We start from the raw sequence: 16,007 nt of genomic DNA on the forward strand, positions 1-16,007 counted from the left end.
TGCCAATAAATTATGCTGGCAGACAGTACAAAGTGCCTACTGTCTGCCTAGCCAAATAGTGTTAGATTTACTGCTATAGTCGCTAAAAACTAACCTATAAATAATTAACTTAGTTGGTTGTAATGTCTAAATGGTACCCTGAGTATTTACGCATATTAATCACCCGATCATTATCTAACATCCAGTATTGTCCCTTGATGCCATTTAGCACACCTTCAAACTCGAATTCTTTATCCAAATTAATTGACTTGATTTTACTTGGGTACTCAGACACAGGGTATTGAATGTCAATTGCGGGCATATCGATTAGGCTGATTGCTTGTAGCCCATATTGTGAGCCAATATCATCTAATTCCATTTCCACTAAACCAAATAAGTGTTCTCGCATGGCAATTAAGTCAGCTTCTTTAGGGTGCTCTTTTAGCATCGCTCGCCAATTCGTTTTATCGGCAATATGTTGCTTAATTACCGTTTCAACTAAGCCACTGAGCAACCTGTTCTTTACCCGTAAGATAGGTATTGCTTGAGTTGCTCCTTGGTCGATCCAGCGGCTTGAAACACCATCGCTAACGTGCCTAGTAATCCCCACTTTTAAGGTGCCGGTATTGGCTAGATACACAAAATGATCGTTCATGCAGTTGTCTTCCCCCCATTGGGGTTCACGACAAGTTCCTTGCTCATAATGGCAAGTTTCAGGTTTGATTATACAAGTATCGCACTGAGCTAGTTTCATTAAACAGCGATAACAATAGCCTTGATTAAAGCTTTTTTTGGTTTTTGTATTGCAATGGACACAATTAATCACGCCCTGATAGCTTACTTTCAGCGCGGTTCCAATTAATGGATTCATGCTGATGTGCGAATCACCAATAGGTAAACTATATTCAACCGTAGAGCCAATTTCAGCTTGACCGCACATTTTGCGAATATTTCCAGAATAAGTGGGCATTAACGTTACTTCTTAGGTTATTGGGCGTTATATATCGCCGTCAAAATAGTGAATCTACATATTATGATGTGGCACTAGTTAATTAAGTTTTGTTGTTTTTTTTGTTGTTTAATTAGCACCGTCATGTTTTAGGCTAGATAGTTTCCATTTGAAGATAATCTAGTACAAGTTGCGAATGCTAATTGAATCTCTGCTTGATATCAAAAATCAGAGCAAATTTTGTGTGGAAACAAACTTTTTGCACATTTTCCGTCTATGTTTCACTTTAGATTAGCATTTGAGATATATTTGACTTGGGCAAATTACCGATGCGGGATCCATAATGATAAAATTGTTGTATGCAGTGTTACTTTTATTGCCACTAAATGGCTACTGTTATGACTTGTATCTGGTTCGCCATTTTGAAAAACAATCTGGTGGCATTGATCCTGGATTGACTCAACAAGGTCAGCTTCGTGCTGAAGCCCTTGCTGATTATTTAATGCCGAAAAATATTCAACACATTTATTCAACTAAGTATCACCGAACCAAGCAGACAGCCCAGCCTTTCTCACAACGATCAGGACTAGATGTGCAATTCTACTCGCCTAAGCAACTGACAGCTTTTGTTCAGAGTATCAAGGCACTGCAAACTAATGTGCTGATAGTCGGTCACAGTAATACGACTCCTGAGTTAATTTCTGCGTTAGGGGGCGTTGCTACTAAAATTGATGAAAGTGAATATGGTGAACTGTTTATTTTGCAAATCTGTGATGATCGTGTAAACACCAAAAGTATATTTATCTCAGCGCCTTAAGCTATTTTTAAAGTTTTTCGAATCGTTTAATAAGCATAGCTAAGGTATGAATTAATATAATTTCTTGGATGAAAAATGCACTACAATGAAAACTCAGTTTTCAACAGTGATGGTTAGAGGAAAATTTTTGTATCAGTTTATGCGACTTATTGTCGCCTTTATCACGATAGGGTTAACAAGCTTGCCGTCAGTTGCCGTACCTATCAGTATGTGGCAATCGCCCTATAATGAATTGATTTCACAAAAAGCCAAGGAACCGGCGACAACATTACAAAAATTGCTTGAAAACCCGCCATCAGTGGGACAAGACAGTTTGCAACATGCTCAGCATCATTCTGCTTTGAGTATGGTTTACTACTCGTTGTCTTTTCCTGCTAAAGCATTAAAACACGCTAGAACCGCCCTTAGCTTTATCGATGCAAAAACCCAACCTTGGTTATTTCATATGACGAAGCTCAACGAAGCACAGGCTTTGGATTTTGTGGGCAGACCTAAAGAGGGTTTAGTCGGCAGCAGTGCCGCGCTAGTTTGGGCCGAATTAAACAACGACGTTAATCTGCTAGTGAGTGCTTTATATGTAAGGGGCATAATTTTTAATTCATTAGTGGATTATCAAGGCGCATTAGTAGACCTGCAACGAGCTTACGAACTTGCGCCGCAATCTGTACTGCTAAGCCGTGGAGACGTTGCTGGCATTTTAGCTTTGGTATATGAATATCGACGGGAAGATGCCCTTTCTATCCCATTTTTTGAAGAAGCCGCAAACTTTCATCAGCAAAATAAAAACTATTTGGAGCTGAGTATTGCGTTATATGGTTTGGGCAGAGCGAATAAGAACGTCGGTAACCGTGAACTAGGTCGCTCTCAATTAGAACAATCACAAGACCTAGCCGAGCAAGTGGGGGACGAGCAGGGAGTGGCATATGCTTTGAAAGAAATCGCGGGTATTTCTTTGATGGAAAATAATTTTTTAGAAGCAAGGTCGAAATTACAACAGGCCTTCAATATTTTCGAGAAAAGTCAAAATATTTACATGCTTTTAGATACCAGTTTATCTTTGTTAAAAGTCGCTATAGCAGAAAAGAATATTGAAAACGGAAAACAATATTTAGCAGCCGCCAAATCTTACATCGATCCAGATAATATGCCGGTACAAAATATCTCGCTTGAAGAAATGCATGCCCGTCTATTGGCATTAGAAGGTAAGTACCCAGAGGCATTTGAAAAGCTAGAAGCAACAGTATCTTGGAAACAACGAGTTTTGAGTCAACAAAGTACCCAGCAATTACACAGTTTACGGTCTAAATATGAAATCGAAATTAAGGATCGGGAAAATAAACTATTAGAACAAGAAAACCGCACACAGCAAATTAGCATCAACGATGTGGAAACTAAAAATTTACAGTTATTAATGCTATTTGGAGCAACTCTAATCATATGTGGTTTATTGATTGTATTGGTGTATCGCACTATCCAAAATCGAAGCAAATTGGAAAAGTTAGCGAATGTAGACGGTTTAACTGGATTGGCCAATCGTCGCCATGCTTTTGAGTTACTGCAACAACAAATTGAGTTGGCCAGTCGACATAAATTTAAATTGTCAGTGGCTATTGTTGATATCGATTTGTTTAAAAAAATAAATGACACCTTTGGTCATGCTGCTGGTGACGAGGTGTTAACCAGTTTTGGTGGCTTATGTTTAGATACTTTCCGTCAAACTGATGTAATAGGTAGAATTGGCGGTGAAGAGTTTATGATCGCATTGCCCCATACATCCCTTGGTGATGCTGAAAAAACACTTAAAAGTTTATCCCATAAGGTTAAACAACTACCGATTTCATTTGATCTAAATGGACTCAGTCTATCTATCTCTACCGGTTTAGCCGAATATGCTCAAGGCATGACACTAGAGTGTTTAATGGCGCAATGCGATAAAGCCCTTTATCAAGCGAAACGAGGGGGGAGAGATAAGGTTGTGATTTTTGATGAGCAAGATCCATCACTACTGCAATTAGAACTATAATAATTAACCAAAAGCGCATTTTACATCTAATCTAGAGTAGTGAATCAATTCACCAAAACACTTTTGCCCAGCAGACTTTTAATCTGGATTGGTATTCTTCAAAGCTGTACAATTTGGTTTTTCCTTTGATTCCAACGGAGCGCCTCCGCTATTGCAACATATCCCGCAGAAAGGGTTCATACTCACTCGTAAAGTGGTTGAACGAAATGGTTGTGCCTGTATCGAATTTTGGTTGAGCACCGAACAAGGACCGGTAAAAATCATTACTGATCAACAAAAACCAGTGATGTTCATTGCAAATCACGATGTATCGCGCGCTAGGGCTTTGTTAAATCAATCGGGGATTGCGCTTGAATTCAAATCAGTAAAGTTAAAAACATTCGAACAAACTTCTGTGAACGCCCTGTATTTTGCAACTACTGGGCCTTTTTATCGCGCCAGAGATATTCTTGCCGCCGCAAAAATCACTGCATTCGAAAATGACATCAGGTTGCCCGATAGATACATGATGGAGCGTTTTATCTGTGCTGGTGCTTATTTTACCGGCGAGGTTCAAAATGAGCAGAGCAAGGCAACGTCTGGCTATATTTCGTTGAAAAATGCTCGCCTCAAACCCGCTGATTACATTCCGAAACTAACCTTAGTGTCTCTTGATATTGAGTGCAGTATGGACGGCGAACTATATTCAATTGGACTATCTAGCGGCGATTTTAAACAAGTCATAATGATCGGGCAGCCGGAAGATAATCAGGATTGGCTGATATGGGTTGAGGATGAAAAACGTCTCATTGAACAATTGAATCTATCTATTACCCACTTTGATCCAGACCTTATTATTGGCTGGAATATCATTAACTTCGATTTCAAAGTGTTGACCCAAAGAGCCAACAAATTGAACGTGCGATTGCGTCTTGGGCGAGATGGAAGTGACGTTTACTGGCGTGAGTCGCGAAATGATAGTAACCAGGCGTTTATGAATATTGCTGGACGAGTGGTCATTGATGGTATCGATAGTTTGAAAACAGCGACTTACCATTTTGATAGTTTTAGTTTGGAAAATGTCGCTCAAGCATTACTTGGAGAGGGAAAAGACACCACTGATGTGGATAATCGTGTTGCCGCTATTACCCATGATTTTAATCATAACAAACTAAAATTAGCTAAATATAATCTGCAAGATTGTGTGTTAGTGGAAAGAATCTTTGAGCATACCAACTTAATTAGTTATTTACTGTTACGAAGCCAATTAACTGGGCTGGAACTGGATAAAATTGGTGGTTCTGTAGCTGCCTTTATTAATCTCTATCTGCCTAAACTCCATCGTTCTGGGTATGTATCGCCCAATCGACCCGCAAATGGCGGGTTAGCAAGTCCTGGCGGATATGTAATGGACTCATTTCCTGGCTTATACAAAAACGTACTGGTACTCGATTTCAAGAGTCTTTACCCTTCTATCATCCGTACTTTCAAAATCGACCCACTAGGTTTAGTGGAGGGGTTACTTGAGCCGGAAAGCGCTATTCCGGGCTTTCGTGGCGGTTTATTTTCGAGGGATAAACACTTTCTTCCCGATATTATTACCAGCTTGTGGCGACAAAGAGATGAGGCAAAGCGTCAACAGGATACGGCTCGCTCGCAAGCAATTAAAATCATAATGAATTCGTTTTATGGTGTTCTGGGATCTGGTGGCTGTCCCTTTTATGACACACGCTTAGCAAGTTCAATCACTATGCGCGGCCATGAAATTATGCAAACCACCGCTGCATGGATTGAAGAAAAAGGTTACAAAGTCATTTATGGAGATACTGACTCTACTTTCGTTTGGCTAGAAAATACTAAGGGAGTAGAACAAGCGTTGGTTATAGGAAAGACTCTTGAGCGAGAGATTAACCAAATGTGGCAACAAAAAATTCAACAGCAACTCGATTTGCCATGTCACCTAGAAATAGAGTTTGAAACCTTATTTTCAACCTTTTTGATGCCGACCATTCGGGGTGCTGAAACGGGCAGCAAAAAGCGCTATGCAGGTTTGAAGTATGCTTCAGGTAAACAACCTGAACTCATATTTAAAGGTTTGGAAACGGTTCGTTCTGATTGGACCAAACTTGCTAAAGAATTTCAACCAACCTTGTATAGAATGGTGTTTGCTAATCAGGATGTAAGTGCTTACTTGCTTAATGTGATAAGAAAAATAAGGTCAGGGGAGTGTGACGAACAACTAGTATATCGAAAACGACTACGCCAACCTTTGGTCCAATACACGAAAAATGTGCCACCTCACGTAAAAGCTGCCCGTATTGCCGATGAGCAAAACAAACAGCTCAACAAACCACTTCGTTATCAAAACAAAGGCTGGATAAGTTATGTGATTACCTTAGATGGTCCTCAGCCTGTAGATTACATTCATTCAGCCTTAGACTATGAACATTACATTGATAAACAAATTAGGCCCATCGCAGAAGGTATTTTACCTTTCATAAATGTCTCCTTTGAAGACATCACTAGCGATCAACTGGGCCTGTTTTGATCATTCTGGATGATAAGAGTCATCTTTGAAGTCAGGGTATGTATCAATTCCAAGTAATTTATACAGTAAGCAAAATCCAAAACTGCTGGTATAAAATAATGCTGCGCCAATTACACCTAATACAATGCTTATTGTGGTACCGTATAAACCTTCAACCGCCATTGCCAAAAATGCAAGTGCTAAAATTGAACGAATTGCTGTATCTAATATGCCAACATTTTGTTTCATTTTTCTATCTCCTAATCCGATGTACTTATCTTAGGCTTATGGCATAAATTGATGTTGATCTGAATCAACTTAACAACACCTTTGTGAGTTATTTGCTTTGTGAAGCTGACGAATCATTAGCGCCGCACAGATAACGAAAGCTTCGGTGTTAGACTTTTTTACAATATAAAAATTGGCGCATACAGAGTATATTAGCGCCCATATGTTTTATGAAAATAGGTTGGATTGATGCACAGAATACTTGTAATTGACGATGATCAAATTACCTTGGAATTAATACAGCTGATTTTAGAAGAGTTTGTTGAAGGTGAGGTTATTACCATAAACAGTGCCGTTGATGCTGTGCGTTATATAGATAAAAATGACATGAATAAAATTGATTTAGTTATCTGTGATTGGCAAATGCCGGAACACGATGGTATTGCGTTGTTGAAAACGGTTCGTTCGAAACGTCAGGACTTGCCATTTTTAATGGTGACAGGAACAGCAACCAGAGATCTTGTTATGTCTGCTAAAAAAGCCGGCGCCTCAGAATTTATTGCTAAACCATTTAAAAATCATGACTTAACCGATAGAGTAGCGAAATTGCTAAAATAAATAGATTCTTACACTATCCGCTTTACTAATTAACATTGTTAAAGGAACAATCATGCAGTTTGATGATGTCATCGACAGGTCCGCTACTCACGCATTCAAATGGGAAAAATACAAAGGGACAGATATCTTACCTATGTGGGTTGCAGATACTGAATTTGCGAGCCCTAAGGCGATACAAACAGCTCTTGCACAACGTGTGGAGCACGGCTTGTTTGGGTATACTTTGCCAGCACAGTATACGCCGGCAAATGACGCTGTTGTGCGTTGGTTAAAAGAGCAACACGATTGGCAAATTGATCCTCAGTGGATTGTCTGGACACCAGGTGTTGTGCCTGCTTTCAACGTAGCGTGCAAAGCTTATTGTGAGGCGGGGGATTCGGTGATGATTCAAACACCTAATTACCCACCTTTAAGAGCTGCTCCGGGAATTAGTGGACTAAACAGAATTGAAATCGATAGCGTTGAGATTGACGGTCGATGGACTCTGGATTTTGCGCAATTAGAAGAACAGGCGAGTGATCCTAAGTGCAAGTTGTTTATCATATGTAACCCTATGAATCCTGTTGGCTCGGTATTGAGTGAAGCTGAACTCACTAAAATTGCGCAAATTTGCAATAAATATGACGTCAAGTTGTGTTCAGATGAAATTCATTGTGATTTAGTCCTAGATGAATCGAAAAAGCATTTTCCTGCTGGGAACTTCGCTGGATTAGAGCACAACTCAATTACGCTGATGGCCGCGAGTAAAACCTTTAATGTTGCAGGTTTAGGCACATCGTTTGCGATTATTCCTGATAGTAAATTACGCGCTGAATTTGTAGCGGGTATGCAAGGGTTTATCCCTTGGGCAAATGTTATGGGACTGGTAGCAACCGAAGCTGCATTTACTTTATGCGACCAATGGCATTCTGAATTACTCGATTATTTGCGCGCAAATTTAGCCTATGTCGAGCAACAGGTAGAGCAAATTGAAGGGCTTAGATTGTTAAAAGTGGAAGCGACCTTTTTGGCTTGGATAGATGCCAGTGGGTTAGGCTTAGACAACCCACAATCTTATTTTGAAAGTAAGGGAGTAGGACCCTCACCAGGCGTTGATTTTGGCAATAAACAATTTGTTAGAATTAACTTCGGTTGTCCAAAAAGCATGCTTGAAGAAGTATTTAATCGACTAAAATCTTAATTTCTCCAGCTGGGGCGTAAAAATATCAGATAAAAACACTGACTATTTTATACAGCCCCAAAGCTGAAACGAATGCGACTATTAAACCTCCAAACAGGTTGGCTAAGATTCCGTTTTTATGCTGACCCATTAGTTTTTCACTGTTTAAAGTCCAGATTAAGAAGATGGCAATAACCGGTAACAGCAAACCGTTAGCCGCTTGCGCAAATAAAATCGCCGCTAAGGGTTTTATGCCAATGCTGGCAAAGAGCACACCAACAATCATCACTGTAATCCAAATACACTTAAATCGCTTATCGGCAAGTTCGGTTTTCCAACCCAGCGCGCCGCTAACAGCGTAAGCTGCGGCTAAAGGGGCGGTAATCGCACTAGTGAGTCCAGCTGCAAATAAGCCAATTGCGAAGAAAACATTGGCATAGCTACCCAATAAGGGGGCCAGTTGTTGACCTATGTTAGCGGCGTCTACTTGAGTTTGTGTGGCAAAAAAGGTACTTGCTGCACAGGATAAAATTGACAGTGTAATTAACCCACCTAAACCAATGGATAAGGTGCTATCAATCCGATTATTTGTTAATGCAGAGTCTAGATTATCTTTATCAGGGGCGTTTTTGGACACAATACTGGCGTGTAAAAATAGGTTATAAGGAACAACTGTTGTCCCTATCAAAGCCATTATCATTAAACTGCTACCATCAGGAAAATCAAATGCCAAAGCACCCCGAACAATGTCTTGTAAACTTGGTCCAGCAATAAACATAGTGGCAATAAATACGGTAGACATGGTTAAGACTAAAGTGATCAGCGACTTTTCTACCCACTTGTATTGGCCGGTTAGCAGTAGGCCACTTGAAATTGCAGCCAGTAACCATACCCAGTGAGTTAATTCTCCGCCAGATAAACCAGATAGACCTATAGCAGCACCTGTTAAGTTGCCACCTTGATAGGCCGCATTGCCTATACCTATCGCACTTACGACTAACAGGCAGGCTAGCATTTTTTTGATACCACTGAATTGTTGACTAATAGCTTCAGCTAAGCCACTACCTGTAACCAACCCTAAGCGCGACGCCATTTCCTGTAATACAAAAGTGGCGATAACTGAGAACAGTAACGCCCAAACCAAGGCAAAACCAAAGTTTCCTCCTGCTAGCGTGGCAGTGGTCACAGTTCCAGGACCAATAAATGCAGCGGTTACCAACAGCGCAGGGCCGAATTTTTTCATAATGATACCAATTTTATCTTAAACCCTGTTCACACTGACTTTTTGGGTAATTGAGATGGACGAAATGAGTGATAAGTCAGCTTAACGCAGAGTAAGATTGTTGTCACTTGCTTGGCTCTACATTGGCATGCAAAGTGTCGCAGATGGTGCTGATTTTTAAATGAATTGTTTTAAGACAGGTGGCATGGGAGTTCGATTACTTGAGTGGGAAAAATGACGTTACAGCAAGTGATTGGTGCAACGTCATTTATATTAGAATATGAATTATCTTAGAAGTTTAATCTTGCTCCGACTACCACTGAGCGACCCGGTAAAGGGGCGACATCTTTGATAAAGGACGCATGAACCCGAGCTTCTTTATCGAGTAGGTTATTGCCTCTAACAAATAACACCAATTCATTGTCGGCTACCTCGGTGTAATAATTATACGCCGCATTTACTAAGGTATAACCTGCAGTTTCAGTTTCATAATCAGCGATATCGGTTTGCTTAGCGTTGTAGGTTGCACCTACTTCAGCGTGCCAATAATCACTTTCAAAGTGCAATCCAAAACCAATTCTTGCTGGTGGAATACGAGGCAAGTTTTCACCACTGGTGAGTTCTGCTTTTGTTATATCGGCAAAAGTTTCCAAGCGAATTTGCTCAGTTATGTGCCAGTCTATTTCCGCTTCGAAGCCATAAATTTCAGCATCTTGCTGACGGAATAAATATATTGCCAGACCTTCATCTTCATGATCATGGTCAGCATCAAGCTCTTCGTCACCTTCTTCTTCACTATGAATATGACCATCTTCAGATACTAATCCGGTATTTTGTTGGAACAGGTAGTTGTCGATTTGATTGTAAAAAATACTAAAGGTCGCCTCTACGCTGTCGCCGGAAGTGTGATAAGTCAGATCTAGGTTGTTTGATATTTCCTTTTCTGCGTCTTGTTGGTTCTGGACTATATGGTATTCACCAGCTTCGTCACTGGGTTCAATATCAAATCCAGCACCAAGTTCGTATGTGCTAGTTGCGATATGCAGACCGTTTGAATACATCTCAGCGGCAGAAGGTGCTCTTTCAGAACGAGCATAATTAAATGACAATGTAGCGTTGTCTTGAACGCTCCACACCACACCTGCCGATAAACTTAATGCAGAATAACTTGCATCATCAAAGAAAATCTCATCAGTGTGCTCATCTTCCGTTGATTCGAAAAAGCTGTTATCTACAGAAATATCACTTTTTTCATAACGGAAACCCAATTGCCATAAAAATTTATCGACATGTTTCTCTTCAAGCACAAAGAGCGCAAGTGAGTCACTTTCTGAAGCAGGGGTAAAAGCTTCATCACCCAATGCTGAAAAATCACTGTTGGTGTAATTGAGGCCGATTACCCCTTCCCAACCATTGATACTGCGATGTTTTCCCCACAAACGGGACTCGATGGATTCATTATTAAACGTTGTACCTATAGCGCCATCTTCAATTTCACTATGACTGTAATCGGTGTAAGCACTGCGGAATTTAAATTCACTGAAAAAGCCATCTAGATCATGCAGATCGACTAACATTTGGTAACGATCTTGGTCTAATCTAGCAAAGACTTCCTCTTCTTCATGCTCTTCTTCTTCTTCCTCATGCTCTTCTTCATGAGAATGACCAGGTATACCATAATCACTTTCTAATTGGCCGAACGAGAATGCTACATTGAGATTATCTGAAGCCCAACCTAAACCTGCGGTAAAACCGTTTGAATCGATAAACGAATTATCTAACTTACCACTGTCTTCGGTGCCATCAATATCTGCGGAACCTGGAATGGAATAGTTTTCAGTTTCTCTATCAAATGCATCAAAATGCCACATTACTGTGTCATTGCCGCCATCCACATTCAGATTAAGTAAATCTTCACTCGAAACAGAGTCATGTAAGTAACTAACTTTACCTTCAATCTCATCTCGTCTTTGCACAGGTAAACGATTGTCTACGATATTTACCACACCACCAATTGCGCCGCTTCCGTACAACAGCGTTGCAGGTCCTCGTAACACTTCTATTTGAGTGGCGTTAGCTGACTCTGTGGATACTACGTGATCTGGTCCTACTCTAGATGCATCTGACGCATCTAGACCGTTTTGTAGAACTTTAACTCTTGGGCCATCAAGGCCTCTAATAATGGGGCTACTTGAAACCGGTCCAAAATAGGTGCTATGAACACCGGGAACGTTTTTTAATGTTTCACCTAGAGTTGGGGCAATTCTCGATTCTAAATCCTCACCTGCGATAATTGAAACTGGCGTAGCAGACTCGAGCACAGTAGGATTAAGGGGATTTGACGTAATGACCAATTTTTCTATTTGTTGTTCATCTTTTTGAATTGGTTTGGTTTGCGCGTTAACTTGGTTAGAAACACTTAGTGCTAGTATAATGGTACTGGCGAGTAAAGAGTATTGTTGCGATAGCACGACGAGCTCCTTTATTTAGAATGTTAATGCAATGTTATACTGTATCAATTGATATATTATAACGTTCTAAGTGGTTTTTTTGTCAATGTTTTTTTCAGTAAATTTCAATGTTAAATGAATCTAAAATCTGAAATGCCAATAGGAATGAGTTTTGCCATTCGTAAAACCTGACGCTTTACAACAGCTTGAAAAAATATGCAGGCAGTATCCAACACTATTACATTCACCACATTATGTGACGGGAATTGTCTTTGCTGTTAGCTCTGCACCCGAGATACCTATGCCTGATGTTTGGCTTAGCTGGGCATTTCAGCAGAAGCGCGGTGGCGTTTCAGAGTCGGAAGTGGATCATATCGCTGAAGTTTTGATGGCTTTATTGCAACATGAATTAGCGCAGATGCGCACAAATAATATTGACTATCCAGGCAAAGGCCAGCCTCTGCCTGATAACTTAACCGCAGATATTCCTGTTAGCCAATGGCTGCAAGGTTTATTGACTGGGCATAGTCAGTTGGAATCGGTTTGGCAGGGATGTTGGCAACAAGTGCAAGTAAAACAACCAGAAAAGCTGAGTGTATTCCAGCGTGACTTAAAACATTGTTTATTGATGTTTAGTTCGTTTGCCAATATTCCTATTGCACTTGAACAAGCTAAAAGAGTGAATAACCTGAAGTTACTTGAAAACCTTCCCAAGATTTACGCATCTTTGCCAGCCGCTTTGAAAACTTATGTGGATTTATCAGGCCGGCTTGCGGAGTTTTTACCCGACCAATTTGAGACCTTTGAGCAGCCTACGAAGCCTTCCTCAGATTAACTATCTAACGGACGTTTGGCTTTTCTGACGGCCTTTGGATGCATTAACTTTTCTAAATCATGCATACAATTGGCAATTCTTGCATGAGTTTTTTTGTCATTTGTGATGGCGTTATACAACCAATGATAAGCGTCTTCATAATCATAAGGGCTGCCAAATCCATCGATGAATAAATCGGCAAGTTGAATTTGAGCTTTGAGGTTTCCTAGGGCGGCGGCCTCTCGTAAATAGATAACTGCACGCTGCTTGTCTTGTTGAACTAGTTTACCTGCAGAATAGTATCGACCTAACTGCTCCAAAGCGGCAGGTAGTCCCTGATCGGCAGCTTCTTGCATATAACTAATGCCTCTAGTTGGTTCTGCATCAACACACACACCCCAGGCTAACATATCGCCCCACAAAAATTGAAAAGAAGGAATCTTTAGGGTTTCCGCGCGTGCTTCAATGTCTTGCACAAGTTGGCATCTGTCGAGCACCACACGGTCGAGGTGTTCATTGCGATTTATCAATCCAATCAATTCATCTTGAGTGTATAACTCAACCGCTTTTATCGGTTCTGCACCGTGCAAATTAAACGACAACAAAGCCAATGATGTAATAAATGAAGTAAACTTAAACAGGCGCATATCAAATTTTCCGCAGAGTCAAAAAATTAACCAACTATAATGATTGTATCGACATTTACGCAAAATACTAAATACAAAAGCACATTTAGGCACGGGACACCCAAAGAGCTGCCCTTAGAATACAACTAGATGACAGCGACAACAGTCGATACAACCGTTGCCTGCCGTATTTATCCAAATTCTATCGGGAAGTTAGGGCGGACTGAATAATTTGCGCGTGTTCTGCTAAATCATGTCCTAAATCAGTTAGATAGCCGCCATCTGGTTGACTAACCACGCCTTTGTCAAATAACCTTTTTGCTGCATCTACCATTGACTGTTCAGCATCGTGATGGATTTTTAGTCCTTGCATTAAACTTTTGTTGGGGAATTTTAAGATTAGATTAAGTTCTTCGGTGAGCTCGTTGTTAAAAGGCATAATTTACTCTTCTTATAATGTTGAATGTTATTTTCGTTTTACATATTTTCCGTCAAACAGGGTTGTCCAAGTTTTGCCATTATTCTGGCTGGACTCCCAATGTTGACGTACGCTTTTGCCGGCTGATGGCGTCCAAGTAATTCTGTGCACAATATTTTCTCCTTTAGGTGTTTTTCCCGGACCTTCAAGTACCATAGATTGCCCGTCAAATTTGCCATTCAAAGACAGAAGTAAACCGCTATTATCTACCCAAGTTTGATGCCATTGTTGGTTGCTAACATCAAATATATTGATGCTTTGACCTTGGTAGCCTGAAGGCGTTTGGTATTCTTCTGTTAAAATACATCCGTTTAGTTGTGAGGTGATTTTATTTATTCCAACAATTTTGTGTTGTGGAGAATATACGTCCCAAGTTCCTAGCCAGAAATCAAATTGCCTATGGGCAGGGCTATCACATGCTGCTGACGCGTGAAAACTCATTATCGAGATAATTAATAACACACTGCATCTAATGTTCGATTGCATAGCTTTTGTACAATGGAAGATCACCTGTGTTTAGATTATCCCTGAATTGATGAAATTACAAAAATTTAACAATTTATTTTTACAACTAAATTCTCACATCTCTCGTATAAAGCTTCCCACGGGTTTATACTTATTAGTTCTGAATAGATAGCGGTTCAACATGAAATACAAAGACTTACGAGATTTTATAGCGCAGTTAGAAAGCAGAGGTGAACTTAAGCGAGTTTCCCTTGAGGTAGATCCTGACTTAGAAATGACCGAAATCGCCGATCGTACGTTACGTGCTGGTGGACCCGCTATATTATTTGAGAATCCAAAAGGCTATTCGATTCCTGTTTTAGCGAACCTTTTTGGTACTCCTGAACGTGTAGCCTTAGGTATGGGCCAAGAAAGTGTTGGCGCCCTACGGGAAGTTGGAGAACTATTAGCCTACTTAAAAGAACCCGAACCGCCCAAAGGTTTAAAAGATCTGTGGGAGAAACTGCCGGTGTTCAAGCAAGTGTTGAATATGCCAGCCAAAGAAGTGCGTAAAGCCGTTTGTCAGCAAGTGGTGATTACCGGCGAAGATGTAGATTTGTCGACACTTCCCATTCAAAGGTGTTGGCCAGGTGATGTGGCTCCTTTGATTACTTGGGGGTTAACTGTTACCCGAGGTCCAAACAAAAAACGACAGAATTTAGGCATTTACCGACAACAAGTGATAGCCAAAAATAAAGTGATAATGCGCTGGTTATCCCACCGTGGTGGCGCCCTGGACTTTAGAGAGTTTTGTCAGCAAAATCCCGGTGAAAACTACCCGGTATCAGTGGCTCTTGGGGCTGATCCAGCAACCATACTTGGCGCCGTAACACCGGTTCCAGACAGTCTGTCAGAATACGCATTCGCAGGCTTATTGCGGGGAGATAAAACCGAAGTAGTTAAATCTATCAGTAATGACCTTCAGGTACCGGCCAATGCTGAAATTGTATTAGAAGGATACATTGCGCCCGGTGAAACTGCACCAGAAGGACCTTATGGTGACCATACTGGGTATTATAATGAAGTGGATGAGTTTCCGGTCTTTACAATAACCCATATAACTCATCGAAAAGATCCCATATACCATTCAACTTATACTGGCAGACCACCTGATGAGCCAGCAATATTGGGCGTTGCGCTAAACGAAGTGTTTGTACCCATTCTACAAAAGCAATTTCCTGAAATTGTTGATTTTTATCTTCCTCCAGAAGGCTGTAGTTATCGGTTAGCAATAGTGACCATGAAAAAACAATATCCTGGTCATGCCAAACGGGTAATGATGGGAGTTTGGTCATTCTTACGTCAGTTCATGTACACCAAGTTTGTGATAGTTTGCGATGACGATGTGAACGCCAGAGATTGGAAAGATGTTATCTGGGCAATCACAACGCGAATGGATCCATCCAGAGATACAACGTTAATCGAGAATACGCCAATCGATTATCTTGATTTTGCGTCCCCCGTTTCAGGATTAGGTTCGAAAATGGGAATGGATGCTACCAATAAAATGCCGGGTGAAACCGATAGAGAATGGGGCGAGCCGATTGAGATGGATGCCTCAGTTAAGTCCTATGTAGACGAAATCTGGGACAGCTTAGAGCTGTTACCTAAATCTGATTAATAAAGAGAAGCTA

At 40.7% G+C, this 16,007-nt stretch carries 14 protein-coding genes; 7 read left to right on the forward strand and 7 right to left on the reverse strand.

The features are described from left to right. Window positions 1–109: 109 nt before the first annotated feature. A complete protein-coding gene (locus tag Q4567_RS03620; RefSeq protein WP_303499398.1) occupies window positions 110–949 on the reverse strand; it encodes a DUF2797 domain-containing protein in 840 nt (279 codons plus the stop codon). 322 nt (window positions 950–1,271) lie between these two features. Between Q4567_RS03620 and Q4567_RS03625 the strand changes: the two genes are divergently transcribed. From Q4567_RS03625 to Q4567_RS03635, 3 genes are all read left to right on the forward strand, one after another. Continuing rightward, window positions 1,272–1,745, forward strand: a complete 474-nt coding sequence (locus tag Q4567_RS03625; RefSeq protein ID WP_216049630.1) for a histidine phosphatase family protein — start codon at window positions 1,272–1,274, stop codon at window positions 1,743–1,745. An 85-nt stretch (window positions 1,746–1,830) separates the two neighbouring features. Further along, window positions 1,831–3,768 carry a diguanylate cyclase gene (locus Q4567_RS03630; protein ID WP_303499400.1) on the forward strand — a complete coding sequence of 646 codons (1,938 nt, stop codon included), beginning with the start codon at window positions 1,831–1,833 and terminating at the stop codon, window positions 3,766–3,768. Window positions 3,769–3,919: 151 nt separating this feature from the next. After that, entirely contained in the window at window positions 3,920–6,295 is a 2,376-nt protein-coding gene (locus Q4567_RS03635) for a DNA polymerase II (protein ID WP_303499402.1), read from the forward strand. Here the strand turns inward: Q4567_RS03635 and Q4567_RS03640 are convergent, their stop codons facing one another. After that, the gene (locus tag Q4567_RS03640) at window positions 6,296–6,523 is read right to left on the reverse strand and encodes a DUF2892 domain-containing protein (protein WP_216049633.1); all 228 of its coding nucleotides are present in this window, start codon (window positions 6,521–6,523) and stop codon (window positions 6,296–6,298) included. Between the two features lie 228 nt (window positions 6,524–6,751). On the opposite strand from Q4567_RS03640, the gene Q4567_RS03645 reads away from it, so the two are divergent. Together Q4567_RS03645 and Q4567_RS03650 are read left to right on the forward strand one after the other, a co-directional pair. Further along, window positions 6,752–7,120, forward strand: a complete 369-nt coding sequence (locus tag Q4567_RS03645) for a response regulator (RefSeq protein ID WP_216049634.1) — start codon at window positions 6,752–6,754, stop codon at window positions 7,118–7,120. A gap of 52 nt (window positions 7,121–7,172) precedes the next feature. Then, window positions 7,173–8,300, forward strand: a complete 1,128-nt coding sequence (locus Q4567_RS03650; protein ID WP_216049635.1) for a MalY/PatB family protein — start codon at window positions 7,173–7,175, stop codon at window positions 8,298–8,300. Between the two features lie 25 nt (window positions 8,301–8,325). Here the strand turns inward: Q4567_RS03650 and Q4567_RS03655 are convergent, their stop codons facing one another. Beyond that, window positions 8,326–9,522 (reverse strand): Nramp family divalent metal transporter, encoded by a 1,197-nt coding sequence (locus Q4567_RS03655; protein WP_216049636.1) that lies wholly within the window; start codon window positions 9,520–9,522, stop codon window positions 8,326–8,328. A gap of 269 nt (window positions 9,523–9,791) precedes the next feature. Then, window positions 9,792–11,972 (reverse strand): TonB-dependent receptor, encoded by a 2,181-nt coding sequence (locus Q4567_RS03660; RefSeq protein WP_303499407.1) that lies wholly within the window; start codon window positions 11,970–11,972, stop codon window positions 9,792–9,794. Between the two features lie 151 nt (window positions 11,973–12,123). Here Q4567_RS03660 and Q4567_RS03665 point away from each other — a divergent pair, with 151 nt between their 5' ends. Continuing rightward, window positions 12,124–12,786 carry a UPF0149 family protein gene (locus Q4567_RS03665; RefSeq protein ID WP_216049638.1) on the forward strand — a complete coding sequence of 221 codons (663 nt, stop codon included), beginning with the start codon at window positions 12,124–12,126 and terminating at the stop codon, window positions 12,784–12,786. Here Q4567_RS03665 and Q4567_RS03670 read toward each other — a convergent pair. From Q4567_RS03670 to Q4567_RS03680, 3 genes are all read right to left on the reverse strand, one after another. Beyond that, the gene (locus Q4567_RS03670; RefSeq protein WP_216049639.1) at window positions 12,783–13,412 is read right to left on the reverse strand and encodes a tetratricopeptide repeat protein; all 630 of its coding nucleotides are present in this window, start codon (window positions 13,410–13,412) and stop codon (window positions 12,783–12,785) included. The two genes, Q4567_RS03665 and Q4567_RS03670, sit on opposite strands and share 4 nt — an antisense overlap. Before the next feature lie 181 nt (window positions 13,413–13,593). Continuing rightward, window positions 13,594–13,830 (reverse strand): TIGR02647 family protein, encoded by a 237-nt coding sequence (locus Q4567_RS03675; RefSeq protein WP_216049640.1) that lies wholly within the window; start codon window positions 13,828–13,830, stop codon window positions 13,594–13,596. A 27-nt stretch (window positions 13,831–13,857) separates the two neighbouring features. Then, a complete protein-coding gene (locus Q4567_RS03680; RefSeq protein WP_303499410.1) occupies window positions 13,858–14,331 on the reverse strand; it encodes a hypothetical protein in 474 nt (157 codons plus the stop codon). 184 nt (window positions 14,332–14,515) lie between these two features. Here Q4567_RS03680 and ubiD point away from each other — a divergent pair, with 184 nt between their 5' ends. Next, window positions 14,516–15,994, forward strand: a complete 1,479-nt coding sequence (gene ubiD / locus Q4567_RS03685; protein WP_216049642.1) for a 4-hydroxy-3-polyprenylbenzoate decarboxylase — start codon at window positions 14,516–14,518, stop codon at window positions 15,992–15,994. Window positions 15,995–16,007: the final 13 nt, after the last annotated feature.

Origin of the sequence: Aliiglaciecola sp. 2_MG-2023 (assembly GCF_030548145.1) — a bacterium.
Taxonomy (GTDB): Bacteria; Pseudomonadota; Gammaproteobacteria; order Enterobacterales; family Alteromonadaceae; genus Aliiglaciecola; species Aliiglaciecola lipolytica_A.

What these genes read in the sequence shown, in the direction of transcription:
- Q4567_RS03640 (WP_216049633.1), bottom strand. Translation starts at nt 6,523, where the DNA reads ATGAAACAAAATGTTGGCATATTAGATACAGCAATTCGTTCAATTTTA.
- ubiD (WP_216049642.1), top strand. Translation starts at nt 14,516, where the DNA reads ATGAAATACAAAGACTTACGAGATTTTATAGCGCAGTTAGAAAGCAGA.
- Q4567_RS03650 (WP_216049635.1), top strand. Translation starts at nt 7,173, where the DNA reads ATGCAGTTTGATGATGTCATCGACAGGTCCGCTACTCACGCATTCAAA.
- Q4567_RS03655 (WP_216049636.1), bottom strand. Translation starts at nt 9,522, where the DNA reads ATGAAAAAATTCGGCCCTGCGCTGTTGGTAACCGCTGCATTTATTGGT.
- Q4567_RS03620 (WP_303499398.1), bottom strand. Translation starts at nt 949, where the DNA reads ATGCCCACTTATTCTGGAAATATTCGCAAAATGTGCGGTCAAGCTGAA.
- Q4567_RS03630 (WP_303499400.1), top strand. Translation starts at nt 1,831, where the DNA reads ATGAAAACTCAGTTTTCAACAGTGATGGTTAGAGGAAAATTTTTGTAT.
- Q4567_RS03645 (WP_216049634.1), top strand. Translation starts at nt 6,752, where the DNA reads ATGCACAGAATACTTGTAATTGACGATGATCAAATTACCTTGGAATTA.
- Q4567_RS03675 (WP_216049640.1), bottom strand. Translation starts at nt 13,830, where the DNA reads ATGCCTTTTAACAACGAGCTCACCGAAGAACTTAATCTAATCTTAAAA.
- Q4567_RS03670 (WP_216049639.1), bottom strand. Translation starts at nt 13,412, where the DNA reads ATGCGCCTGTTTAAGTTTACTTCATTTATTACATCATTGGCTTTGTTG.
- Q4567_RS03625 (WP_216049630.1), top strand. Translation starts at nt 1,272, where the DNA reads ATGATAAAATTGTTGTATGCAGTGTTACTTTTATTGCCACTAAATGGC.